The sequence below is a fragment of the Siphonobacter aquaeclarae genome (assembly GCF_900103285.1).
Lineage (GTDB): Bacteria > Bacteroidota > Bacteroidia > Cytophagales > Spirosomataceae > Siphonobacter > Siphonobacter aquaeclarae.
In genome coordinates this window covers 206,772-230,888 of the sequence record NZ_FNGS01000009.1, presented here as the reverse complement: position 1 = coordinate 230,888, position 24,117 = coordinate 206,772, and the positions used below count along the sequence as shown (strand labels likewise).

Here is a 24,117-nt window from a genome sequence, read left to right as displayed (position 1 = left end):
TTAGAAGGAAACGGCGGGGAAACTACCCAGCCAGCGATCAAAAGCCGGCGAAGTACCCAGTCCGAACCGATAGCCGTGACCATACGGTATATCGAGCCGGAAGATATGCGAAAGCGGAATGCCCAGCAAATGCGCCCATACGCACCGGACAAAACCGGCGTGCGTGACTACAGCAACACGTTTGTACGGCTGTCCGCGCAATTCTTCCAGAAAATCCGCTGTCCGGGCTGCCAGTGAAACAAGGCTTTCACCTCCCGGCGGGCGCGCATATACGAAGTCGTCGGCCCAGGCGCGGACATCCGCTTCCGGCAGTTCGTCCCACTGCCGGCCTTCCCATTCCCCGAAAAATACTTCCTTCAGACGGTCATCGGAGATCCGTTTCGCAGCAGGCAGCCGCTCTGCCAGGCGGCGGCAGCGTTCGAGCGGACTGGTAAAGACTACGTCCGCTGGTTCTGAAAACGCTTGCAGCAGTATTGCGGTCTCGGCGTCGAAAGAATCGGCCAGCGGTACTTCCGACTGCCCGTAACAGAGCCCAGACGTTCCGGAAACGGAGGTATGCCGGATCACAAACAACTCCATATGGCGTACAGACAGAGGTAAAAGACGCACTCACTGACCTGCTGGATAGCACCCAGGCAATCGCCGGTGTACCCGCCTATCCACTTTTTGAAGTACCAGGAAAGGTATTGCTGCGCGGCCAGCGCGCCGGCTACTGCCAGCCAGAGCCAGTAGTCAGGTAATAGCAGCAATGCCAGTACCACGGCAACCGCTCCGGGAATCAGGCCCTTCCAGCCCAGGCGGGAAGAGGCCATGGGCTTGGCTTTGGCGTCACCGGTATCGCGGACGTATTCGTGGGTTTCGAGGGTAATCGACGCCATAAACCGGCTCACAACATGTCCGGCGATGAGTACCCGCCAGAGGCCGGGAAACTTGTCGAGCTCAACCAGCGTCAGAAATTTCAGGGAAAGTAACAAGGCGATGCCGACGGCCCCGTAGGTACCCAGCCGGCTGTCTTTCATGATGGCAAGAATCTGCTCTTTGGTCCATCCGCCGCCGAAGCCGTCGCAGGTATCAGCAAAACCGTCTTCGTGGAAAGCCCCGGTAGTCAGGATACCTGCAGCCAGCGACAGCAACAGGCTGATCGATACCGGAAACACCAATCGGCTGCTTTCGAGCGCCGCCGCCGCGATTCCGCCGACTACCCATCCGATGAGGGGAAAATACTTCCGGGAGGCGTTCAGTTGGTCGCTGCTATGCCCTACCCACGCCGGGCCGGGAATCCGCGTATAAAACAAAACGGCCGTCAGAAAGAGACGGATTTCTTTTTTCATAGAAAAAGGGAGGTACGGCTATTCTTCGATCCGTTGCTCCTCTGTTTTTCCGGAAACGCCGGCCTCTTCGAAGCTGGACATCTGATTCAGGAAAGCAACGGCATTTTTGAGAACCGGGTACGCCAGTGCACAGCCCGTTCCCTCCCCGAGTCTCAGTTGAAGCTGGAGCACCGGCTCCGCCCCGAGGTAATCCAGCAGCAGCGCGTGGCCCTGTTCTTCTGACCGGTGGCTGAAGATAATATTATCTAATACGTTCGGCTGCATGCGAAAGGCTACGAGCGCGGCGGCTGTTGAGATAAATCCGTCGATGAGAATGGTCATTCCTGCCGACCGGGCAGCGCGTATCGCGCCGACCATCTGAGCGATTTCGAAGCCACCGTATGTCCGCAGCGCCTCGCGCGGATCGGTCTGTACGCCGTTCACGCGGATGGCTTCTGCCAGGATTTCTTTCTTCCGCGCGAATTTTTCGTTGGACAGGCCTGTTCCGCGACCCACGCAGGCATCCAGCGGCAATCCCGTCAGCAGGCTCATCAGCACACTGGCTGAAGACGTATTGCCGATACCCATTTCCCCAAAACCGACTACGTTAGACGCGTCCCGCCGCAGGTTGTGCACGACCAGCGCACCCTGCTCCAGGCAAAACGCCAGCTGCACGTCAGTCATGGCCGGCTCCCGCAGGAAGTTGGCCGTACCCGGCGCTGCTTTAGCGTGAATAATAGGGGCGTTTTCGGAGAAATCATACCGGACACCGGCATCCACCACGCGAAGACCAAGCCCGTTCTGGCGGCAGAATACGTTGATGGCGGCGCCTCCCGCAATGAAGTTTTCCACCATCTGAAACGTCACTTCCGGCGGATAGGCACTGACGCCCTCGGAAGCGATGCCGTGGTCTCCGGCAAAAACGACTATCGTCGGGTCCGACAAAACCGGCGTCTCCGTCTTCTGAATCATGGCAATCCGGAAAGCGAGCTTTTCGAGCAGGCCCAGCGCGCCCAGAGGCTTGGTTTTGAAATCGATTTTCCGACGGAGCGTCTGCTCAAGAGAAGAAGTGTACATATGAAAAACGGTAGCAGAGGCTGGATGAAACTGACACGGCCGGTGTGTCAGAATCGAAACGCCTGACCGCGTTTAAAATTACGGGACATCTGCCAATAATGACCCATTGTATTCCTATTTTATCGTGGAAAGGCCGGTATGCGGCTATTCCCATACCGGCCTTTTTTCGGTCAGAACGTCAACTGAAGCCCGCCGGCAGCATTCCGGCGGCGGGTATTGAAGCCATACTGATCGGCGTAGGTCTGATCAAACAGGTTGCGTACATCGCCATAAACGCGCAGGCGGGGCGTGATCCGGTACTCGGCGTAAACGTCAATCGTGGTGTAGGCATCGAGGCGGACGATGTCCGTTTTGTACGTCGCGCCGTTGTAGTACTGTTCTTTCCGGTCGCCTACGGAGCGCAGGGAAGCCGAGACGAACAGTTCCGGCAGTACCTGGTACCCGGCCGTCAGGTTAAACAGTTGCTTCGGCCGGCGGAAGAGGTTGAAGAAAGTCGTGTCTTTACCGGTCTCGTTTTTGGTTTGCACCTTGCCGGTCAGGAAGGTAGCGTTTCCGCTCAGGCTGAGCTTTCCGATTGCCAGCCGGCCTTCTACTTCCACGCCGTGATCATGCTGTTTGTCGAAGTTGACATACCGGCCATAGGGATCGACGCTCATCGACTGAAAGACAAAAACATCTTTGATCTGCCGGTCGAAATACACGACCCGCAATTGATTCCTGTCCGTTCCATAAGCCGCTCCGCCTTCAAAGGAGGTACTTTTTTCGGAACGAAGACCCTTGTTACCATACACGGAATACAACTGGTACAGCGACGGCGCCCGGAACCCGGTCGACACATTCACAAATACCTTCAGCTTCTCCATCAGCAGGTAGGAAGGGTTGAACGACCAGGTGAAATTGTTGCCGTACAGCGAATGGTGATTATACCTGCCCCCGAGCTCAACGGCGAGGCCGGTCTCAGTCCGGAAAAGGGCCGTCAGGTATCCGCTGAGCAGGCGGGTGCGGGCGGTATCTTTATCGATCGGCGTGGACCGGTATTCCCCGAAAGAACTGTACGAAACATATGCCTGATCGGTGTTTTGCGCGCGGAAATCGATACCGGCGACTACCTGTAGCTGTTTATTGACCCGCAGCGTATGGTATACTTCCGCATACTGCGCGACGCCGTCGTAGGTATCCCGCGAATAGGTATTATATGCGCCGGGAGCCACCCAGGTAGAATCGTCGACAAACCGTCGGCTGTAGTCGCTTATGCTGTAGTTCGCGGTCAGCTTGCCCAACCGGTGCGAAAATTCAATTCCCGTCGCCAGCGAGCGGAAGGTATTCCGGAATGTAAAGTCCTTTTCGTCGGCGAAGGCCCCTGCGTCGACGTCGGTCCGGTAATGCGAATACAGTCCCCGCGCTTTCCACAGCAGGCGCGATGAAAGCGGCAAACTAATGGCAGCCAGCAGGTTATCAGACCGGAAGCCATCCCGGTCAAACCCGGCTTTACCCGTCGTATCCCGCGCGGAGGAAAAGCCGTTGGTACTCTGGCGGGTATACCGGACCTGAAAACTGCCTTTTCCGATAGCGCCATTGAGTCCTATGCCGCCGCGGAAGGTTCCGTAGCTGCCTCCCTGGAGCGAAACGGCCCCTTCGATAGGTCTCCGGCTGCTTTTCCGGGTGATGATATTGACCACGCCGGCTACGGCATCGGAACCGTATAGGGTGGATTGCGTACCGCGGAGAATCTCGATACGATCACACTCTCCGACGGTCAACAGGTTAAAATCAAACGTATTGGCAATACCGGACGGATCGTAAACCGGGATACCGTCGATCAGAACCAGCAGGTTTCCGGTACCCGCGCCGCGGAAATACACGTCCTGCTGCGAGCCCTGCGGCCCGTTGGCGCCGTTGATCTGGAAGCCGGTTTGCCTGGATAGCAGTTCGGCAACACTTTGCGTAGCATATTTCTGAAGGACAGAATCCGTCAGCACCACGACGACTTTACCGGTATGGGAAAGTTTCTGATCGGTGCGGTTGGCCGTAACGGTCACCTCATCGAGTTGGCGGTCCTGCGCCTGCAGCCCCAGCGCGAGGCCGGAGAAAAAGAGAAAAAACCTGGTAAACTTGCTCATTATCTGGAGGATAAATGAGCTTTCCTGAAAAAGGGAAGAGAAATACGAAGCACAGCCTGCCGGACGTCACAGCGGGAATGTCCTTCTTTCCTCCTCGGCTTTTCACCCGAAAGCCCGGTGGTGATCCGGATCAGGCAGGTCTTCTGGCTTGCTCCGTTTCCGGCGCCTTCCCGTCGGACCGACAGTGGCATGATACCGGAAACTGGTACAGGAGCTTACAGCTACGGGGATAGCCCCGGATTTACACCGGTGTTCCCTTTTCATCCCGGAGACTGAATCCCGGGAACCTGAAACGTGCCGCAAAAGTACCGAAAATTATTCACCTTCCCGAAGCAGGGTCTGTCCGGAAGAAAGGGTAGCATCGCTTGCCGGGCGTCTTTTGGGGGAAATACCTCTATACCATGCGACACGTCTTTGCCGGAGCGCTCCTGCTCCTTTCGGGTCTTCTCCATGCCCAGGACCCGTTGAAACTCTGGTACGATCAGCCCGCCCGCATCTGGGAAGAGGCGCTGCCGCTCGGAAACGGCAGCCTCGGCGCGATGGTATGGGGCAGCGCCGGGCGGGAGCGGTATCAGCTCAACGACCATAGCCTGTGGTCGGGATACCCTGATCCAGGTAACAACCCGGATGGTCCGAAAGTCCTCCCGGAAGTCCGCAAGGCCATTGCCGAAGGGGATTACGGTCGCGCAGCCCTGCTCTGGAAAAAGATGCAGGGGCCCTATTCAGCCCGGTACCTGCCGATGGCCAACCTGACGCTCGACTTCGGCCCCGACTCCACCGTCAGTTCCTATACCCGTGACCTGGACCTGAATACGGCGGTTTCTTCCGTTCGCTACACTAAAAATGGCGTGGGTTTCTCGCGGGAGAGCTTCGTCAGCTTTCCGGATCAGGCGCTGGTTATTTTCCTCAAGGCTGATCAGAAAGGAAAAGTATCGTTCAAAGCCGGGCTGTCGAGTGTGCTCAAATTTCAGGTTTCGGCAGAAGGAAACCGCGTGATCCTCCACGGAAAAGCACCGAAATACGTAGCCCACCGGGCCTATGACCCGAACCAGATTGTCTATGACGGGCAGGAAGGCATGAACTTCGATGTCCGTCTCGAAATACGGCTCAGTGGCGGAAAACTCCGCGCTGAAAACGGGCAGCTCCTTGTCGAAAACGCCGACAACGCAACGCTATACCTTACGGAGGCGACAAGCTACAACGGTCCGGACAAGTCTCCGGGGAAAGAAGGAAAAGACCCAACCGCATTACTCGCTCAAAACAAGGTTTCCGCGAAATCATTCGAAACACTCAAAACCGCCCACGTCCGGGATTACCAGCGGCTGTTTCAGCGCGTCCGGTTTGATCTCGGTACCAATGCCGAAGCGCTCCGCCTGCCGACGGACGAGCGCCTGATCCGGTTCGCCCGCGGCGAAAGCGATCCACAGCTTCAGACGCTGTACTTTCAGTTTGGCCGTTATCTCCTGATTTCCAGCTCCCGCAACGGCGCCATACCGGCTAATCTCCAGGGAATCTGGAACTACCACATCCAGCCGCCCTGGGGCAGTAACTTCACCATCAACATCAATACGCAGATGAACTACTGGCCGGCAGAGGTTACCAACCTCGCCGAGTGCCATGCGCCGCTGCTGCATTTTGTACGGGATCTGGCGAAAAACGGTGCCGAAACCGCCCGCATCAACTACGGCATTAGCGAAGGCTGGTGTGCCCACCACAACTCCGATGTCTGGGCGAAAAGCTCACCGGCAGGTAATTACGACAAAGACCGTTCGAGCTCGCCGCGGTGGTCGTGCTGGCCCATGGCCGGCGCCTGGCTCAGCCTCCATCTTTGGGAACACTACCTCTATACCGGCGACAAGGCCTTTCTGAAGGAAGCCTACCCCCTCATCAAAGGCGCGGCGCAGTTTATGGGCGCCTGGCTGATCGACGACGGGAAGGGTCACCTCGTCACGTCACCTTCTTCCACACCCGAAAACGTCTTCGTTCTCAACGGAAAGGAATATGAACTGAGCATGGCTACGACGATGGACATCGCTATTATCCGGGAGCTTTTTGAAGCGACGCGCCAGGCATCGCTTACGCTTCAAACCGATGCCGCCTGGCGACCGAAACTGGAATCCTGGACGACCCGGCTCTACCCATACCATATCGGCAGGCACGGCCAGTTGCAGGAATGGTTTCAGGATTGGGATAGTCCGGACGACAAACACCGGCACATTTCCCATCTCTTCGGTCTTTTTCCGGGAAAGCAATTATCCCGGGAGCAAACGCCGGAACTTGCCGCCGCGGCACGCCAGACACTCCATCAGCGCGGAGACATCAGCACGGGCTGGTCGATGGCCTGGAAGATTAACTGGTGGGCCCGCCTCGGCGACGGCAACCATGCCTACAAAATCCTGAAAGACGGTCTGGCCTACATCGGCCCGAAAAACAAAGGCGCGAAGGGCGGCGGCACCTATCCCAACCTGTTTGACGCACACCCGCCGTTCCAGATCGACGGTAATTTCGGCGGAACGGCCGGTATGGCCGAACTCCTCCTGCAAAGCCACCTCGGCGAGCTGCACCTGCTGCCTGCCCTGCCCGACGCCTGGACAAACGGCGCTATCTCCGGCCTCCGGGCGCGTGGGAATGTCGGCGTAGACCTGGAGTGGAAAAACGGCGCGCTCACGCAGGCACGGATTACGCCGGCAGTAGCAGGCACGCTCCGCATCCGTACGCCGAAAGGCATGCGCCTCGCCGAAGCCGATGGGAAAACGACGGCTGCCAATTCCCTGCTTCAGGCGCCACCGACGCCGCCGTTTGAGAAAAGTCCGGCGGCCGGAAATGAGGCGTTTACCGCACCGGCGACAAGCATTCTCACCCTTCACGCCGAAGCCGGCAAGACCTACACCCTGATCCCTCAATAGCCTGATCATGCGCCTTTTTCTTCTCTTTTTTCTGGTGACGCTCCGGTTGGGGGCTCAAACCTGGACCGAAGTAGCTCCCGGTATCTGGAAAGCCCGAATCGGGAAGCCCGAAGCATACGACCTGCTGACGGCCGCCGCCGTTTCTCCCGATAAAAAAGGCCTTGCCGCGCTCGGTACGGCCACTTTTCCGCTCAACAAGGCGGACGTCAAGGCAACTGCCGCCGATGGAAAAACCTACCTCCGCTTTCCCCTGCAAAAACAAGAACAGTTGTACGGGTTCGGCTTGCAGTTTCAGCATGTACACCAGCGGGGCCGGATTTTTAACCTGCATGTTGATCACTACGGCAATACAGATAACGGGCGTACGCATGCGCCGGTGCCGTTTTACGTATCGTCGGAAGGATATGGCGTCTTCATCAATTCAGCCCGGTACCTGACGGTATACGCCGGATCGGCGGTGCGGTTGGATAGTCCGAATCCGCCGCCGGTGCAGGACCGCAACACCGACCCGAACTGGTCGGCGCACCCCTATTCCGACGCCGTGGAAGTACTGGTTCCCGCCACAGGCGTTGATGTATATGTTTTTGCCGGGCCGAAGACGCTGGATGCTATCCGCCGTTTTATCCTTTTTCAGGGCGGAGGATGCCTCCCTCCACGCTGGGGCCTGGGCTTTACCCAGCGCGTCCACCGGCTGTATACTGCCGATCAGGTATTGAAAGAGGCTGCGTTGTTTGAAGAAAAGGAGTATCCGCTTGATTTCATCGGGCTGGAACCCGGCTGGCAGAGCGCTTCCTATCCCTGTACGTTTGAATGGGACAAAACCCGGTTTCCCGACCCTGCGGCCTTCGTCAATACCCTGGGAAAGAAGAAGGTACGGGTCAATCTGTGGACCAATCCCTATGTATCTCCCAAGGCTCCGCTCTACCCCGCCATCAAACCATACGCCGGGTCCCACTCGGTATGGGTCGGCGCGGTACCGGACCTGACAATACCGGCGGCGAAGAAAGTCTATTGGGACAAGTTCGACCGCGAGCATGTCTCCATCGGCGTCAGCGGGTACAAGATCGACGAGGTCGACGGCGGAGATGCCTGGCTTTGGCCGGACGTAGCTACTTTCCCCTCCGGGCACAGTGCGGAGCAGATCCGGCAGACCTACGGCCTTCTTGTCCAGCAACAAAGTACGGAGCTTTACCATCGGAAAAATCAGCGGACATACGGGCTCGTCCGGGCTTCCAATGCCGGTGGCGCGTCGTTCCCCTACGTCATCTACAACGACAACTACAGTCACCAGGATTTTATTACCGCATTGATTAACAGCGGGTATTCCGGGGTATTGTGGACGCCGGAAGTCCGCGCCTCCAAAACCGGAGAGGAATGGCTCCGGCGCATGCAAACCGTCTGCTTCTCCCCGATGGCAATGATCAACGCCTGGGCCAGCGGTACCCAGCCCTGGAGTTTTCCGGAAGTAGCGGACCAGGTCAAGGCCATTGCCCGGCTTCGCATGCAGATGATGCCGTATTGGTATTCCGAGTTCGCGAAGTATCATTTCCAGGGCATACCGCCGTTCCGCTCCATGCAGCTGGAGGAAGGCTTTGCGCCGGATATCCGTCAGGAAAAAACCAATACGAATCTGGAAGAAAATCCATACGCGGTGGCTGTCGCCCGCGAAATCCGGGACCAGTACATGGCGGGAGAATACCTGCTCGTCGCGCCCGTTTTTACAGGGCAGACCTCCCGGAAAGTCGTCCTTCCCAAAGGAAAATGGTATGATTTCTATACAGGGAAATACGCAGGAGACGGAGAAGTTATTACGGTGGAACCCGGCCTCGACAAAATTCCCGTTTTCGTGAAAGACGGCGGTATCATCCCGTTTATGCCGCCGCTCCTGCATGCGCCGGTCGCCGGTGAAAAAACCGATCTCGAAATCCGGGTATATGGCTCGCGGGAGCGTTCGTATGAGTTGTACGACGACGACGGAGAGACGTACGATTACGAAAAAGGCCGCTATTCCTGGCGAAAAATCACCGTCCGGAAGCAGGCCGACGGCAAACTGAGCGGTACGGTCTCGGCGCCCGGTCCGGGTCAGCCCGACTCCTATGGCCAGATTACGTTCCGCTTTATGACGAACTAGATGAAACGCTTGCTGCTGTTGCTTTTGCTGCCGGGATACCTCCTGGCCGGAAATCCGATCCCCCGGGAAGTTTCCCGCACGCTCCGCCCGCACATCCTGCGCGAGGCGGAATGGGCGCTCCGGCAGAACCCGGAAACGGTCACGTCGGCATTCAGTACCCGCAGCCACGGTACTCGGCACGACTTCTTTTCGGAGGGCGACTACTGGTGGCCCGACCCGGCAAATCCTTCCGGCCCATACATCCAGAAAGACGGGATGACGAACCCTGATAACTTCGTCGCGCACCGGCAGCTGATGATCCGCTTCAGCCGTATCGCCGGCGCGTTGGCATCGGCGTATCGGCTCACGGGGGACACCCGGTATGTTGCGCCGCTGTACCGGCACCTCAAGGCCTGGTTTGCCGATACCGCCACGCGCATGAATCCGTCGCTGCGCTATGCCCAGGCCATTCAGGGCCGGGCTACGGGCCGGGGCATCGGCGTTATCGATACCATTCACCTGATGGAAGTCGCGGAAGCGGTGCGGGTGACAGAGCGGGCCAAAGGCGCCGATCCGGCTGTTACCGCCGAAGTACGCCGCTGGTTCTCAGCGTATCTTCACTGGCTGACCACCCACCCCTATGGCCTTGAAGAACGGGACGCCAAAAACAACCACGGTACCTGCTGGGTCATGCAGGTCGCCGCTTTTGCCCGCCTGACAGCAGATACTACCCTGCTCGCCTACTGCCGGAACCGGTTCAAAACGGTATTGCTGCCCAATCAGATGGCGACCGACGGCAGTTTTCCCCTCGAACTGAAGCGTACCAAACCGTACGGCTACTCCCTTTTTAACCTCGATGCCATGGCGATGATCTGCCAGATTCTGGGAGATTCGCTCTGGCAGTACCAAACTGCCGACGGGAAGAGTATTCCGCAGGGCATCCGGTACCTGGCGCCGTTTGTGGCCGATAAATCCGTCTGGCCGCTTCCGCCGGATGTCATGTACTGGAAGGAGTGGCCGGTAGCACATCCGTTTTTACTTTTCGGGGGACTGGCAGCCCGCCGACCCGACTGGGTTCGGCTATGGGAACGGCTTGATCATCAGCCGGAAACGGAAGAAGTCATCCGGAACCTGCCTATCCGGCATCCGATTCTCTGGCTGGAATGAGGCGGGGTATTGGTACCACTTTCGGAAACCGCGCCGTTCCGCATTCCTTAATCGCCTCATATTAAACATATTACTATTTTTTCGTGGAAAAATTACGTATTCCGGAAAGTGGGACGACCCGCGTTCCGGCAGTCTGCAACTTTGCCGGTATTCTACGCAGACCTCCTTTCCATGAAAAAATTACTACTTGCCCTGACGTTGCTGAGTTATTCGCTCAGCGCCCAGACGCCGCGCGTTGGTTATGAGATATTCATCCGGTCGTTCGCCGATTCGGACGGCGACGGTATCGGGGACCTGAACGGGATTACCTCCCGGCTGGATTACCTTCATGACCTGGGTATTGACGTACTCTGGATCACGCCTATCCACCCGTCGCCCAGCTACCACAAGTACGACGTAACGGACTACAAGGCCATTGATCCGGCGTATGGTACCCTGGCCGACTACAAGCGCCTCATTCAGGAAGCGCACCGCCGGAAAATCCAGGTAGTCATGGACCTCGTCGTCAACCATACCTCCAGCCAGCACCCCTGGTTTCTGGAAGCGCAGAAAGGCCCGGATAACCCGTACCGGAATTACTATGTCTGGCTGTCCCAGCGGAAGATCGATTCCCTTGGTATTGCGACGCGGGAGCGGACCGGCGACTCGCACGAAGCCTCTCCCTGGCATACCGGCCAACCCGGCGACCGGGAAAAGTACTACGGCCTGTTCTGGGGAGGAATGCCCGATCTGAATTTCGATAACCCCGTCGTACGCCGGACCATTTACGACATCGGAAAATACTGGCTGAAAGAAGCAGGCGTGGATGGCTTCCGCCTGGATGCGGCGAAGCATATCTATCCCGATGAGGAAGCGCCGAAATCACAAGCCTTCTGGCAGGAATTCCGCAAAGAAATGCAGGAAGTCAAACCGGACGTATACCTTGTAGGGGAAATCTGGAGTACGGCCGATCAGGTGGCGCCGTACTTCCGGGGGCTGCCCGCCAACTTCCACTTTGATCTCTGTTTTGCGTTGCAGAAAATTGCCCGGACGGGCCATGACAGCAGTCTTGTCCGTCTTCTTCGGTCGGATTATGCCGTCTTTGGTAAGGAAAATCCGCATTTTGTAGACGCCACGATGGCCGGAAACCACGATCAGAACCGCATTGCCAGCATACTCGGCGGCGACCCGAACCGCCTGAAAGTAGCCGCCAACCTGCTCCTGACGCTGCCGGGAGAGCCCTGGCTATACTATGGCGAAGAAATCGGCATGCTTGGTCAGAAACCCGACGAGTATATCCGCGAGCCGTTTTTGTGGGACCGGGCCGACCGGGACAAAGCCAGAACCCATTGGATTACACCCCGTTACAGTACCGACGCAACGGTAGCCCCCCTGGCGGTTCAGCAGACGCAGCCCGGCTCGATTTACCAGCATTTCCGCCGGTTGATTGCGTTCAGGAAAAGTCAGCCGGCCCTGGCCGACGTGGTACCTCCACGCCTGGAAGAAGCCGGACTGGCACCGCAGGAAGGGCTGCTGGCTTTTGTCCGTCCGCATGCTTCCGGAAACGTACTGGTGGTTCATAACCTAGGGAGCCGTCCGCTCACCGTCTCCCTGGGTACCACCGCATCGAACTACCCGAAAGTGAAATTCCAGTCGGGCAAGGGGGCGAAAAAAAGCACTACCACCCTCTCGGTCGAGCCGTATAGCGTGGTAGTGCTGGGAAAATAAGCGGGCAATCCTAGCTGTCGTAGCTGAGGTTATACTGCTTCAGGACTTCATCGGGTACGCCGTTCCATACGTTGGGGGTATTCCCGACGTAGCCGAGGAAATCGAACCCGGCGCGGGTCGTGAAAAAGCCCGTCATGGTCATATCCCGCATTTTGCTGAAAAACGCGACGCCCTGGGAAAACTGGGGCTTCGCCTGTTCGGGATAGGCGATGTCGTCAACGATTTCGATGCGTTGCGCGGGGGTAATTTCCACGAATTTCTTTTCAAAGCGCTTGATGCTTTCGCTGTCGAGCCAGCGGAGACCGCCGCGCAGGGGTACCTGGTTGGCCGGTTGATCCTTCGCCATGAACTCGATGAAAGCCGGTACGCCGGCCTGAGAGGCGCTTACCGTCTTTTTGTCTGCCGGCAGGATAATGTCGCAGAGGATGGTAACAGTCTTCAGTTCATGCGGCGTGAAGAACTTCTCGGCCATCAGCTTGGCATCCCGGATGGCTTCTTCTTTCTGACGGCCCCCGGGCACCTTCACGGGTGCTTCCGGCGGCGCAGCTACCAGATCGGTAGAAGGCACCGTGGCCATTCCCAACGACCCCAGTGCAATGGATTTGAGTGTATCGCGACGTTTCATTTGTGTCGAATTGAGACGTGAAATCGATGGTGTATGCTGTTTTCTGTCTTCGGTTTTCGGTTTTCAGTTGGACTGCCGGAACCTGTGTTCCATTTAATCGCCGGTTGTCCAGTCTGACCAGTCCTCGGGTTCGCGCAACAGGCTGACGCCTGTCAGCGGTTTGTACTTTGATCCTTTGATGGTTGTGGCATTGAGATACCCTATAAACCGGGCGATCATCCCACTTAACTCATCTGCATCCCGATAAACGGAATCGAAGGTATCTTTCCCGATATAGTGGCGGTCGAGCGCCCGGTAGAGCTGCGATTTTGACTCTGTCAGCGAGCCTTTCGCAATACCCAGAAACTGGATAAACTCCCCCCGGCTTCCTCTTCCAAATCCTTCGGCGATGTTATCCATGACCGAATCGGCCGAGCGTCTGATCTGGCGACGGTGGTCAAAGTCGGACGACAACGCACCCGTCTCCGTCAACCGGAAAATAATCCCCGAAAACTCCCGGGCCTTTTTCCAGACATTCAACTCCTCTAACCGATGAACCGTCGCCATACTGCCACCAACAGAAAACTGAAAACCGCGAAACTGAAAACTGATTACAGATTCTTCTGCTTCACCTGATCAATAATGAAATCACTGGTCCGCCAGGACATGGCGAGGATGGTCCAGGTGACATTTTTGTCGCCCTGGGTGACGAACGGAGCGGCGTCAACCACAAACAGGTTCTTCACGTCGTGGCCCTGCATGTACTTGTTGAGTGCCGACTTGGAGGGATCGCTGCCCATCCGTACCGTTCCGATTTCGTGGATGATACGGCCGGGGGCTTCCAGACCGTAGTTGCGGTCGGCGCCGGGCTTGTCGCCCATCGGAATACCACCCAGTTCATGGATGATCTGCTCGAAGGTATCCTGCATGTGCTTGGCCTGCTTCACTTCGTTGTCCGACCATTTGTAGTGGAAACGCAGCGTCGGAATACCGTATTTATCCACGCCGTTCGGATCGATCTCGCAGTAGTTGCTTTCCAGGGGGATAGGTTCACCACGGCCGGCCATACCTACATACGCTCCATAGAAACGGTAGGCGTCATCTTTCAGACGGGAACCGTAACCGCCTGACGGCAACTTGGTTCCGTCCGGGTAAGCATACTTTCCGTTCATGTTCTGGATACCCATTCCGAAGCCGTAGCCGGGCATACCCATGCCGCCGCCGTACTCGATGTGGTAGCCGCGGGGGAAGTCCAGCTTCTTGTTGTCCAGCCACCAGGGGGTGTAGACGTGCATCCCGCCAACGCCGTCCTCGTTGTACCGCTTGCGGTTCATGAGGGCCGGGATAAAAGCCGAGCGGCTCGCGCCCGTAGAGTCGTTGAGGTATTTGCCGATGACGCCGCTGGAGTTGGCCAGACCGTTCGGAAAGCGGGAAGACTTCGAGTTCAGGAGCAGACGGGCCGATTCGCACGTGGAAGCCGCCAGTACAACGATCTTTCCGCGAACGGTCTTCTCTTCCATCGTTGCCTTGTCGACATAGGAAACGCCGGTACACAAACCGGTTTTCTGATCCGTCAGTACCTCGCGGCACATGGCGCCGTTGATGAGGGTAACGTTACCGGTCTTGACGGCCGGTTTACAGAGTACGGACGACGAGGAAAAGTCGGCATACGCCTGGCAGGCGCGGCCGCACTGGTTACAGTAAAAACACTGTCCACGCTCGTCGTTGATTTTTTTCGTGAGGATGGAAAGACGGGAAGGAATCACGGGAATACCGAGGTTCTTGCCGGCCTTCTTGATCATCAGCTCGTGGAGACGGGCTTTCGGCGGGGGAAGGAAGTGTCCGTCCGGCTCATTGCGGAGGCCTTCTTTCGACCCGAAAATACCGACCAGCTTGTCTACTTTGTCGTAGTACGGAGCAACATCTTCGTAGCTGATCGGCCAGTCGTCGCCGATGCCGGTCAGGCTTCCGCGGCGGAAATCGTCCGGCCCGAAACGAAGCGAAATCCGGCCCCAGTGGTTGGTCCGACCGCCGAGCATCCGGCTGCGGAACCAGTGAAATTCAGTGCCTTGCTTCGCGGAATACGGTTCGCCGTCGATTTGCCAGCCACCCCAGGCAGCGTCAAAATCACCGAAAGGGCGTGTGGTACTCGCCCCGCGGCGGGGAGACTCCCACGGAAATTTCAACTGCGTAATGTACTTGGGATCAGCGGGGTCGAAGTAGCCCCCTGCTTCCAGCAAACAAACCTTCGCTCCTGCCTTCGACAGCTGGTAAGCAGCCATGCCTCCACCCGCCCCGGACCCGACGATAATGACATCGTACACCTTGGGGGCTTCCTGGATATGGAAATTGTTCATTTGAAAAATAGGTATAGAACTCGTTGTAGAATGTTACAAAAGGGGACGGGTTCCCGTACTAAGTCGAAATTTACCGGTCTTTTCCTGAGTGCTCCCCGGGACTTTACTGAAAAAAATCGGGTTCGGGCTACTCTTTCCCCGGCAAACCCGACGCAATCGCCGTCCAAAGCCCGATCCGGTGCCGGAGAGCGTCTTCTGCCGCGGCCGCAGCTTCTTCCCATTTAACGGGGTCTTCCCCACACAGCTCGCGTACCATCTCCAGGGCGAGGTGGCCGTGGTGACCGCCGTCGACCTCAATATGGCGCTCCAGGTAATACTGGTACGTTTCTACCTGCCCGGGGAAGCGGTCGCTCAGGCCGGCGACCAGTTCGACAAACATATCCGGAATCAGGTCTTCCCTTCCGAAGGTAAACACAGCCGCGAGTTCATGAAGCCGGTTCCTCTCAATAATTTCAAACGTGAATCCGACAAATTCCGCTACGCCTGCCGGCAATTTAGACTGAGTCAAAATTTCCCGGACGGTTTTTCCCGATTGCAGGTCTGTCAGCAGGTTCACCACGGCCGACGTATCCGCGCGGAGCTCCTGCATCGCGCGCAGGTACAGCTCAAAATGGCTCATCCGGACGCCGTGCTGATCGATATCGCTCTCCTCTCCGGCTACGATTTCATTGATGAGGTAGCGGGTGGAAGGCTTGCCGACGGGTACCCAGGGCACGTCGACACACGTCAGCTCCCGCTGAAGGGCCTTCAGCAGCGACATGAAATCCCAGACGGCGAAAATGTGGCTTTCGGTAAAATGACGGAGCGATTCCAGGGAATCCAGCCGGCGGTAGAGAGGGTGCTGAATGAGTTGCTCCCGGAGGGGAGTCAGGCGGTGTTCAATGGTAGTTGGGTTCATGAAGCGGGTTTATGGGGATGGTTGTCGGCTGTCAGCTTTAAGCTGTAGGCAGTAAGCTTTAGGCCTCGGGTACGGACATCAAACCGGTCTTACGACTCGGAAATTTAGGCACTCTTTTTAGTATTGGATGCCAGATCGAAGAACTTTCGGATTCAAACAGCCGCACCTGCCTAAAGCTTACGGCCTACGGCTTAAAGCCTAAAGCAAAAAAAGCCGATGGCAATCCACCGGCTTTCATAGGCATCCGAAAAATCTTACTTAAGCAGTTCCTTCCGGGAGAGCAGCGTCTCAAACATCTTGATGTCGTGCTCTGAATTGAAAATCGCAAACGGGATGTGCACGTACTGGTATTTTCCGAGGATGAACAGGTAGGCATCCTTTTCTTTCTTCACCGACTGGATCATGTTCCAGGGAAGCTGGCCGCCTTCTTTCTTCTCACGGTTTTTCCAGACGAATATCTGACGGTTATCGAATTCATAGACGAATTTCTCGAACATCGGCTTGTTCTGTTCCACCTGCGTGGTAGCGGTAAACTGCATCGCGCGGAACAGCCCAAACGCCGCAGCGCCGAGTACGCCGACAAGGTAGATCCACCAGTTCGGGTATACGTTTGTTACGTTCAGGATCACATTCACCACAATCACACCGACCGGAATGAGAAACCAGAACCATTCTTTCTGAATCCACTCCCGAAGTGCCAGATTGATGTACATCTTGGGCTCCAGGCCATACTTTTTCGTGCGGATGCCTTGGGGCATGCCGACAGGGCCGTTGTTAATGTAAGGCTGTTGGTATCGATTTACCGGGGCTTTTGCCATGTTTTCAAAACGAATGAGCGGGGATAAATCCCAAATGGAATGCAAAAATACGAAAAGGAAGACGCCAAAGGAAGACCCTGCCCGGATATCTTGCCGCCGGTCCGGCCCCGAAAATGTTCCCGCCGGGATTTCATTCACTGGCCGGTATTCGCCAATTTTACACCGGAAACGATGCGGCTCTCATGCCGCCGCCGTAACTTTTACCCATGATTTCAATGGAAAAGACCCTGCTCCTCGACGCCGAGCAGATCAGACAGAAAATCCGCCGGATTGCGTTTGAGGTATACGAACGGAATTTTGAGGAACAGGAAATTGTCCTCGCGGGCGTTTCCGGACAGGGAACTGTCCTGGCTTCCCTGCTGAAAGAACAGCTGGAAAGCATTTCTCCCCTGCGTGTTCAGCAGATCGACATCCGCATTCAGAAAACAGACCCCGGGTCCGTTCAGCTGAATGTAGATCCGAACGAACTGGCCGGCAAGTGCGTCGTCGTCTGCGATGACGTCCTGTATACGGCCCGGACCATGGCCTACAGCCTGATGCCTTTCTTCCAGACCCGGGTGAAACGGCTGCAGGTGTCGGTGCTTGTCGACCGCAACTACCGCCGCTACCCGGTGTCGGCCGATTTCACGGGGTATGCGCTCATGACGACCCTCAACGATCACATCGATGTTATCCTCGAAGGCCCTGAAACCGGGGTATACCTCCGCTAGGCCTTTCTTTCCGAAGACTCTTGAAAAAACTCGCCCTATTTGCCTCCGGCTCCGGCACCAATGTCGAAAACATCGCCGGGTACTTCCGGGAGCATCCCTCCGTTTCGGTGGAGATGATCCTGTGCAACAACCCTGAAGCGGGTGTAATCGAACGGGCCAAACGCCTGGGTATTCCGCTGCGCCTCTTCAACCGGGAGCAGTTCCGCTCCGGAGAAGTAGCGGGCTGGCTCACTGAAGCGGGGATCGACTGGGTAGTATTGGCCGGATTCCTCTGGCTGGTGCCGAAAAACCTCGTCGAAGCCTTCCCCGATCGTATCCTGAATATTCACCCTGCGCTATTGCCGAAATACGGCGGAAAAGGCATGTATGGTCACTACGTCCACGAAGCCGTGGTCGCCGCGGGTGAAACCGAATCCGGGATTACCATCCACTTCGTGAACGAACACTACGACGAAGGAGCTATTCTCTTTCAGGCGACGGTCCCGGTTGAACCCGGCGATACGCCCGATGAAGTCGCCCGGAAAATCCACGCATTGGAATACGCGCATTTTCCGGCCGTCATCGAGAAAGCCGTACTGGGTCAATAGGCCGTCACTCAGAACGACGAACGCTCGCGGTTCTGCGCCTGGTACGTCAGGGAGAAGGTATGGTAGCCCAGGAGTACGTTCCGGGCAGCGGTGCGGATGGCCTTTTTGTCGAAAAAGCCTTCCGGCGATACGCGCGCGGCGTACCCCTGCCAGACCGTCTTGTTCATGAACGTATCCTGAAACTGAATCAGGAGCGTTCCCTTGCGCAGAAAGGCTTTGTCCACCACATAATCCACTTCCGGGTACCGGTAACTCTTTACATAGGTATTGAGCTTGATTTTGTCCGGATGAAGGGAATAAAAGACCAGCATGTCGGGATTCTGGGTGGTGTACTGAAAGCCGCGTACCTGCATCTGCCGGTTGATCTCGGCTGTGATGATATCATGCTGCAGCGTGGTATCCTCGGCCGTGATCGGGTCGAACGCTATGCAGTATGTGTTATACAGGTGTGTGTAATTGGGAGCATAGCCCGAATGGATGACCAGGCTCTTGGGATTACAGGCCGTGCCGATGACGGCCAGCGTAACAAGGAGAAGGAAAGACTGTTTCATACGTGTACAACGCCTAAAGTATGTTGGGTTCTGGTTTTGGGTTGCAGTTACTGGCGGTACTGGTACGCTACTGAAAGAAGAAATCCTTACTGCTACGAAGAAAAGAAAGAACGATACCTGCAATTTTCACCCAGACATACGGGAAAGTGAAGGTTCAGGGTCTGAAAATGAGGAATATTTTGCGGAAATCCAAGCAGAAGACAGCTTCATTTTGATGTAGCTACACGGGTTTTCCGTCGAGCTTGCGCCGCGTGCCGGCTTGCTGCCGTTTTCAATTTCCCTTCGTAATTTCGGGTCGCCCTTCCCCAAACAACGGGCCTGCTCATGAATATTATCAAACAGTACACCCGCGACGGGCTGACGGTCACCTGGGAACCGTCCAAGTGCATTCACTCGACCTTCTGCTGGCGGCAGCTTTCGGCGGTATTCGACCCCCGCAAACACCCGTGGATCAACATGGAAGGCGCTGAAACAGACCGAATTCGCGAACAGGTCAAAGCCTGCCCTTCCGGCGCGCTCAGCTTCTCGGAAGAACCGAAGTAATGCCGGCTTCCGTCCTGCACCTGACGACCCTCCACCGGGGCGACGACTCCCGGATGGTCCTGAAAATGGCGCGGTCAACGGCCCGCCGGTACCCTACCACCGTACTGGCGACTCCCCCTTTTCTCTCCGACCCTTCCCTGACATTTATCCAGATACCCTATTACGCTTCCCTGTGGAAGCGGCTCGTGTTTGTGCATCCGCGTGTTTTGAGGCATTGCCTGCGGCTGCGCCCGGCCATTGTGCACGTCCACGCACCGGAGGCTCTGCCCATTGCCTGGCTCCTGTCTTTTTTCGGAACGGAAGTGATATACGACGTGTACGAAAACATGGGCAAGCAGTTGTCGGGAAAGACAGTCAACAACCAGTGGCTCTTCCGGAAGGTATTCGGCTGGTTTGATCGAATCGCGCGGAAGCAGTTCCGGTTTATTTTCGCGGAGGATGCTTACCTCGCCTCGTATCCTGACTTGCGCAAGCCGTTTGAAGTCATCCATAACTTCCCGGATATCCATCAACTACCGCAACCGGCAAACGAACGGGATCTTTCTTTTTTTTACCTCGGTCAGCTCAGCAAGGCCCGCTGCCTGGATGTCATGATCCTGGCGGCAGGCATGCTCCGGCAGCAGTATCCGGATTTTCGCTGGCATATTTTCGGGAAACCGGGGTTTGACCTCGCCGGCTGGGAAGATATCCACCAATTGCCGGGATTCAGTGAAGTGAAAGACAACCTGCTTTTCCACGGGCAGGTTTCCGCGCCGGAAGCCTATGCCGTCGGAAAAACCTGCCTGGCGGGAATTGCCCTGCTGCGGCCCGTCGGTGATTTTCCGGATTCGTACCCGACGAAGATTTTTGAGTACATGGGGCTTGGTCTTCCGGTGATTACATCGGCTTTTCCGTTGTACCAGTCCGTTGTCGAAACGCATGCCTGCGGCTTCTGCCTTGAACCGGACGACGCGGAAAAGCTGTATGAAGCGCTCCGGTTTTTCATCGAAAACCCTGCCATCCGGCAGGAAATGGGCGAACGGGGCATCGCGGCTGTTCACGCTCAGTACAATTGGGCGACGGAAGAACAAAAGCTCTTCCGTCTCTATGAAACCTTACCGGGCCGGTAGCCAGACCGCCATCTCCCCCACTCCGCGGTGGCTCCACAGGCAATACGGAATAGCCGTAAACCGCGCCCCGTCCGGGCTTTCTCCTTTGATCAGTACGCTTTCAGTGATGAAATCCGGCGCGTTGACGGTGTGAAGGGTGGTTTGTGCGCCAACGGATACCTTTTTGACCGTCCCGCCGTTATCCACACCTTCCACACAGTATACCACCGGGCCGCGTTCGAGCGCTACACGCCCCTTATCCGCTGTTACTTTTTCATGCGCCAGTACTTTGCGTACAGGCATCGGCAGCTCGATTTCGACGATATCTCCTTTCTTCCAGGTTCGGTTCAGCAGCGCAAATCCGTTTTCCTGCCGGTACGGAACAGCCTGCCCGTTTACCCTGACGGGAATAACCGGCGCCTCCGCGTTTTCATACCGGTACAAATTCCCGGGAACCGGTTTTCCCTTCGCCCAGCCCGGAATACGGAGATGAAGCGTAAAAGCGGCTGCCTGCGCCGGCTCCACTTTCAGGCGCAGCGAGCCGTGCCAGGGATAATTGGTTTCCTGGGTAAGGACGACCGGCTGCCCGGCAACCGGCACCTTCGCTTCCCCCGCCATAAACAGATTGAGGTATAGATTCTTTCCCTGCGTGGCATACACGTAGCCCGGCAGGGACGGAAGCACGCGCACGACATTCGTCGGACAGCAGGAAGTAGCAAACCAGGGCACACGGGTCGCTTCGCCGTTAAAACCGGTTACTCCATCGGCAGCCAGTGGGTTGGGGTAGAAGAAATGGGTACCGTCGAGCGATACACCCGACAAAAATCCATTATACAATATGCGCTCAAATATATCGAGGTAGTCTCCGTTTCCGGACTGCAAAAACATGCGGTAGTTCCAGAGCATCTGGGCGACTGATGCGCAGGTTTCAGCGTAGGCTTCCTGGTTCGGGAGCTGGTAGTTATCGCCGAAGCCTTCGCCGTTGCGGTTTGCTCCTACTCCGCCGGTGAGGTACATTTTCTGATCGGCGGCGTTGTGCCATAGCTTGCGCAGCGCGTTTCCATAGGTTTTGGCCCCCATGACGGCATCAACGTCCGTCATGCCGGCGTAGAGGTACCCCGCCCGGACGGCATGCCCCACTACTTCGGTCTGTTTCGTAACGGGTATATGGTCCTGAAAATAAAGGCTGTCGAGGTGGGATGCGCTGCCGTCGGGCTGCTGAACGATGAGTATCCGCCGCAGATCACTCCGCCCCCGCATGTCGATGAAAAACTTCGCCAGTTTGAGGTAGTCTTTCTTTCCCGTGGCGCGGTAGAGTTTGACCAGCCCCAGTTCTATTTCCTCGTGCCCGGGTACTTCGATGAGCTTATCCGGCCCGAAGACTTTCAGGAGGTAATCGGCGTTTTTGGTGGCGACGTCGAGCAGGTTCTTCCGGCCCGTCGCCTGATAATGCGCGGCCGCAGCCTCATACAAGTGCCCGACGTTGTACAGCTCATGTGAACCGTTGAGAAAATTAAAGCGGGTATAGCCCGACCGCCAGTCGACCTCCATGATCCTGTCTTTCAAAATGGTACGGATCGTGTAGAGGTAGCCGTCGGGTTCCTGTGCAGCGGCAATGTAGGAAATGAGGGTATCGAGGTAGGTTTCGAGTTTTTTGTCCGGGTGACTGGCCAGGGAGTAGGACGCGCCCTCGATGACTTTGAAGACGTCCGAATCATCAAACCGCTGCCCGCGGAATTCACCTTTTTTGCGTTTTCCGGCGATGGCGAAGTTATCAATCCGCCCGGTTTCCTCGCATTTCTGAAACGCAAACGGAATCGTCACCAGCCGGTTGGTTTCAAGCCTCGGCTGCCAGAAGGAAGAAGTGATTTTGACCGAAGTAAACGGCACCGGGCGGATGGGATAGTCCTGTCCGGATGCCCGAAAAAAGAAGAAGAGCGCCACAAAGGCGAGGGTACTGTTTCTCATCAGAATCTTCGCTGGTTATACAAACAACGAAATCTTCCCTAAAAAACAGTACCCCGGCACCTGGGAAAGGAAAAAGATTATTCGATCCGGCGGCCCGCTTCGAGGCGCAGGGTTTTCGTCACACACGACGGAATTTCTTCGGAATAGTGCGATACATACAGCAGCGTACGGTCGGAATGCAGGCTGAGCGCATCCACCGTATCCCGGAAAAGCACCATCTGATCCGTATCCAGTCCCTGACACGGCTCATCGAGAATAAGCAGGGGCGGATTTTTGATGAGGGCGCGGGCGAGCAGTACCAGCCGCTGCTGCCCGGTAGACAGCTGCGCCAGGCGTTTGTCCCGGAAGTCTCCGAGCCGGAAAGCGGCCAGAAAACGGTCTGCATATTCTTTTTCGTGGTCTTTCAGTTGCTTGAAGAGTCCCATCGTATCAAACAGGCCGGAGGCGATAACTTTCCAGACCGTCTGCTCCCGCGGGAAGTACAGGTGCAGTTCGGGAGAGACAAATCCGATATTCCGTTTGATGTCCCAGATGCTTTCTCCGGTACCTCTTTTCCGGTCAAACAGGTCAAAATCATTGGCATAGGCCTGGGGGTTATCGGCGGTGATGAGGCTCAGCAGGGTAGATTTTCCGGAGCCGTTCGGCCCGAGTACCGCCCATTTCTCTCCTCTTTTCACTTCCCAGGAAATATGGTCCAGGATCTGCGTTTCGCCGTACCGGATGGAAACATCCCGCAGGCGAATGGCATAGTCAAACGCCGGCCAGGTCTTTCCTTCGTACGGGGGCAGCACGAGCTGGTCCGTACCGGAGGCATGAGCGACAGGAGGTACAAACGCGCTTTTAGGCGTTGCCTTTCCTTCCGGCAATTGCAGTACATCGGTAACGGCTGCGGGAATTTCCGACGCCGGCGCTACGAGCACGAGCGTCGTTCCTGATTCGGCGATGTGGTTCAGGTTTTCGTGGAGTATCTTCCGGCTGGCGACGTCCAGTCCGATGAAGGGGTTGTCCAGCAGCAGTACTTTCGGTTTTTTGAGAAAGCTGCGGGTGAGCAGGGTACGGCGCGTTTCGCCGTTGGAAAGGGACGTCACATGCCGGAAAAGCAGGTGAGTTACCTTGAGCAGTCCGGCGACTTCGAGCAGGTACGATTCGTCATACAGCGGCGGGGGTAATTCCACCGAATGGGCGTCGACCGTACCGGCAGGCTTGACCTGTTCCTGGAGTACTTCCCAGACGGTCGGGCTTTCTTCGGAGGCGTAGCTGTTAAAGCGTTGCTGGTAGAAGGTGGCTGTCGCCGATACGTTCCGGTTGAAACTGAAATCGATCGGTACCAGTTCAACCCCTTCCTTTTGCCGCTGGAACGTTCCGCTAACCACCGAGCGGCGGTTCGCCAATACAGCCAGGAGCAGCGATTTTCCGGAGCCCGTAGGCCCGACAACGGCCCAGTGTTCTCCTTCCTGAATGGTCCAGTTGAGGCCTTTGATCAACGGCTGGTTCTCCCAGCCGATCGCTGCTTCGTGGAATAGGGCGAGTTGGGGCATGGCTTGGTTTTCGGTTTTCAGTTTTCGGTTTTCGGTTTTCGGTTTTCGGTTTTCGGTT

At 56.6% G+C, this 24,117-nt stretch carries 20 protein-coding genes and 1 riboswitch; of the genes, 8 read left to right on the top strand and 12 right to left on the bottom strand.

The window, feature by feature from the left end:
• The 4 genes from cobC to BLR09_RS21785 form a co-directional block, all read right to left on the bottom strand.
• Positions 1–579, bottom strand: a complete 579-nt coding sequence (gene cobC, locus BLR09_RS21800; protein ID WP_093207836.1) for an alpha-ribazole phosphatase — start codon at positions 577–579, stop codon at positions 1–3.
• Positions 564–1,331 carry an adenosylcobinamide-GDP ribazoletransferase gene (locus tag BLR09_RS21795; RefSeq protein WP_093207834.1) on the bottom strand — a complete coding sequence of 256 codons (768 nt, stop codon included), beginning with the start codon at positions 1,329–1,331 and terminating at the stop codon, positions 564–566. The genes cobC and BLR09_RS21795 overlap by 16 nt, the downstream gene beginning before the upstream one ends.
• Before the next feature lie 18 nt (positions 1,332–1,349).
• Positions 1,350–2,387 (bottom strand): nicotinate-nucleotide--dimethylbenzimidazole phosphoribosyltransferase, encoded by a 1,038-nt coding sequence (gene cobT, locus BLR09_RS21790; RefSeq protein ID WP_093207833.1) that lies wholly within the window; start codon positions 2,385–2,387, stop codon positions 1,350–1,352.
• A gap of 170 nt (positions 2,388–2,557) precedes the next feature.
• Positions 2,558–4,507, bottom strand: a complete 1,950-nt coding sequence (locus tag BLR09_RS21785) for a TonB-dependent receptor plug domain-containing protein (protein ID WP_093207831.1) — start codon at positions 4,505–4,507, stop codon at positions 2,558–2,560.
• Positions 4,508–4,623: 116 nt separating this feature from the next.
• A riboswitch (cobalamin riboswitch) is annotated at positions 4,624–4,813 on the bottom strand.
• A 95-nt stretch (positions 4,814–4,908) separates the two neighbouring features.
• Between BLR09_RS21785 and BLR09_RS21780 the strand changes: the two genes are divergently transcribed.
• The 4 genes from BLR09_RS21780 (at position 4,909) to BLR09_RS21765 (ending at position 12,397) form a co-directional block, all read left to right on the top strand.
• A complete protein-coding gene (locus tag BLR09_RS21780; RefSeq protein ID WP_093207830.1) occupies positions 4,909–7,413 on the top strand; it encodes a glycoside hydrolase family 95 protein in 2,505 nt (834 codons plus the stop codon).
• A 7-nt stretch (positions 7,414–7,420) separates the two neighbouring features.
• Positions 7,421–9,544 carry a glycoside hydrolase family 31 protein gene (locus tag BLR09_RS21775; protein ID WP_093207828.1) on the top strand — a complete coding sequence of 708 codons (2,124 nt, stop codon included), beginning with the start codon at positions 7,421–7,423 and terminating at the stop codon, positions 9,542–9,544.
• Entirely contained in the window at positions 9,545–10,690 is a 1,146-nt protein-coding gene (locus BLR09_RS21770) for an alginate lyase family protein (protein WP_093207827.1), read from the top strand.
• A 171-nt stretch (positions 10,691–10,861) separates the two neighbouring features.
• A complete protein-coding gene (locus BLR09_RS21765; protein WP_093207825.1) occupies positions 10,862–12,397 on the top strand; it encodes an alpha-amylase family glycosyl hydrolase in 1,536 nt (511 codons plus the stop codon).
• Between the two features lie 10 nt (positions 12,398–12,407).
• Here BLR09_RS21765 and BLR09_RS21760 read toward each other — a convergent pair whose 3' ends face one another.
• From BLR09_RS21760 to BLR09_RS21740, 5 genes are all read right to left on the bottom strand, one after another.
• Positions 12,408–13,022 carry a gluconate 2-dehydrogenase subunit 3 family protein gene (locus BLR09_RS21760; RefSeq protein WP_093207824.1) on the bottom strand — a complete coding sequence of 205 codons (615 nt, stop codon included), beginning with the start codon at positions 13,020–13,022 and terminating at the stop codon, positions 12,408–12,410.
• A 93-nt stretch (positions 13,023–13,115) separates the two neighbouring features.
• Complete coding sequence (locus BLR09_RS21755; protein WP_093207822.1) at positions 13,116–13,568, bottom strand: four helix bundle protein; 453 nt, start codon at positions 13,566–13,568, stop codon at positions 13,116–13,118.
• A gap of 44 nt (positions 13,569–13,612) precedes the next feature.
• Positions 13,613–15,358, bottom strand: a complete 1,746-nt coding sequence (locus BLR09_RS21750) for a GMC oxidoreductase (RefSeq protein ID WP_093207821.1) — start codon at positions 15,356–15,358, stop codon at positions 13,613–13,615.
• 127 nt (positions 15,359–15,485) lie between these two features.
• Positions 15,486–16,256, bottom strand: coding sequence for a DUF3050 domain-containing protein (locus BLR09_RS21745; RefSeq protein ID WP_093207819.1), 771 nt, complete (start codon positions 16,254–16,256; stop codon positions 15,486–15,488).
• 254 nt (positions 16,257–16,510) lie between these two features.
• Positions 16,511–17,014: a YcxB family protein gene (locus BLR09_RS21740; protein WP_093207869.1), complete on the bottom strand. Its 504-nt coding sequence runs from the start codon at positions 17,012–17,014 to the stop codon at positions 16,511–16,513.
• A 275-nt stretch (positions 17,015–17,289) separates the two neighbouring features.
• Between BLR09_RS21740 and BLR09_RS21735 the strand changes: the two genes are divergently transcribed.
• Both BLR09_RS21735 and purN read left to right on the top strand, forming a co-directional pair.
• The gene (locus BLR09_RS21735) at positions 17,290–17,784 is read left to right on the top strand and encodes a phosphoribosyltransferase family protein (RefSeq protein WP_245689989.1); all 495 of its coding nucleotides are present in this window, start codon (positions 17,290–17,292) and stop codon (positions 17,782–17,784) included.
• A 20-nt stretch (positions 17,785–17,804) separates the two neighbouring features.
• Entirely contained in the window at positions 17,805–18,371 is a 567-nt protein-coding gene (gene purN / locus BLR09_RS21730; protein WP_093207816.1) for a phosphoribosylglycinamide formyltransferase, read from the top strand.
• A gap of 8 nt (positions 18,372–18,379) precedes the next feature.
• Here purN and BLR09_RS21725 read toward each other — a convergent pair whose 3' ends face one another.
• A complete protein-coding gene (locus BLR09_RS21725; protein ID WP_093207814.1) occupies positions 18,380–18,922 on the bottom strand; it encodes a DUF4136 domain-containing protein in 543 nt (180 codons plus the stop codon).
• A 324-nt stretch (positions 18,923–19,246) separates the two neighbouring features.
• On the opposite strand from BLR09_RS21725, the gene BLR09_RS21720 reads away from it, so the two are divergent.
• Entirely contained in the window at positions 19,247–19,465 is a 219-nt protein-coding gene (locus BLR09_RS21720) for a (4Fe-4S)-binding protein (protein ID WP_093207813.1), read from the top strand.
• The gene (locus BLR09_RS21715) at positions 19,465–20,574 is read left to right on the top strand and encodes a glycosyltransferase (protein ID WP_093207811.1); all 1,110 of its coding nucleotides are present in this window, start codon (positions 19,465–19,467) and stop codon (positions 20,572–20,574) included. The genes BLR09_RS21720 and BLR09_RS21715 overlap by 1 nt, the downstream gene beginning before the upstream one ends.
• Here the strand turns inward: BLR09_RS21715 and BLR09_RS21710 are convergent.
• Positions 20,560–22,521: a glycoside hydrolase family 127 protein gene (locus BLR09_RS21710; RefSeq protein ID WP_093207810.1), complete on the bottom strand. Its 1,962-nt coding sequence runs from the start codon at positions 22,519–22,521 to the stop codon at positions 20,560–20,562. The two genes, BLR09_RS21715 and BLR09_RS21710, sit on opposite strands and share 15 nt — an antisense overlap.
• A 77-nt stretch (positions 22,522–22,598) precedes the next feature.
• On the bottom strand, positions 22,599–24,117 hold a 1,519-nt coding region (locus BLR09_RS21705), incomplete at its 5' end, for an ATP-binding cassette domain-containing protein (protein WP_317039245.1).

Bases quoted from the DNA above. Each gene is read 5' to 3' on its own strand.
- cobC (WP_093207836.1), bottom strand. From the start codon at position 579: ATGGAGTTGTTTGTGATCCGGCATACCTCCGTTTCCGGAACGTCTGGG.
- BLR09_RS21720 (WP_093207813.1), top strand. From the start codon at position 19,247: ATGAATATTATCAAACAGTACACCCGCGACGGGCTGACGGTCACCTGG.
- BLR09_RS21765 (WP_093207825.1), top strand. From the start codon at position 10,862: ATGAAAAAATTACTACTTGCCCTGACGTTGCTGAGTTATTCGCTCAGC.
- BLR09_RS21775 (WP_093207828.1), top strand. From the start codon at position 7,421: ATGCGCCTTTTTCTTCTCTTTTTTCTGGTGACGCTCCGGTTGGGGGCT.
- BLR09_RS21715 (WP_093207811.1), top strand. From the start codon at position 19,465: ATGCCGGCTTCCGTCCTGCACCTGACGACCCTCCACCGGGGCGACGAC.
- BLR09_RS21760 (WP_093207824.1), bottom strand. From the start codon at position 13,022: ATGAAACGTCGCGATACACTCAAATCCATTGCACTGGGGTCGTTGGGA.
- cobT (WP_093207833.1), bottom strand. From the start codon at position 2,387: ATGTACACTTCTTCTCTTGAGCAGACGCTCCGTCGGAAAATCGATTTC.
- BLR09_RS21770 (WP_093207827.1), top strand. From the start codon at position 9,545: ATGAAACGCTTGCTGCTGTTGCTTTTGCTGCCGGGATACCTCCTGGCC.
- BLR09_RS21745 (WP_093207819.1), bottom strand. From the start codon at position 16,256: ATGAACCCAACTACCATTGAACACCGCCTGACTCCCCTCCGGGAGCAA.
- BLR09_RS21710 (WP_093207810.1), bottom strand. From the start codon at position 22,521: ATGAGAAACAGTACCCTCGCCTTTGTGGCGCTCTTCTTCTTTTTTCGG.
- BLR09_RS21755 (WP_093207822.1), bottom strand. From the start codon at position 13,568: ATGGCGACGGTTCATCGGTTAGAGGAGTTGAATGTCTGGAAAAAGGCC.
- BLR09_RS21780 (WP_093207830.1), top strand. From the start codon at position 4,909: ATGCGACACGTCTTTGCCGGAGCGCTCCTGCTCCTTTCGGGTCTTCTC.
- BLR09_RS21750 (WP_093207821.1), bottom strand. From the start codon at position 15,358: ATGAACAATTTCCATATCCAGGAAGCCCCCAAGGTGTACGATGTCATT.
- BLR09_RS21735 (WP_245689989.1), top strand. From the start codon at position 17,290: ATGGAAAAGACCCTGCTCCTCGACGCCGAGCAGATCAGACAGAAAATC.
- BLR09_RS21785 (WP_093207831.1), bottom strand. From the start codon at position 4,507: ATGAGCAAGTTTACCAGGTTTTTTCTCTTTTTCTCCGGCCTCGCGCTG.
- BLR09_RS21725 (WP_093207814.1), bottom strand. From the start codon at position 18,922: ATGAAACAGTCTTTCCTTCTCCTTGTTACGCTGGCCGTCATCGGCACG.
- BLR09_RS21795 (WP_093207834.1), bottom strand. From the start codon at position 1,331: ATGAAAAAAGAAATCCGTCTCTTTCTGACGGCCGTTTTGTTTTATACG.
- BLR09_RS21740 (WP_093207869.1), bottom strand. From the start codon at position 17,014: ATGCCCCAAGGCATCCGCACGAAAAAGTATGGCCTGGAGCCCAAGATG.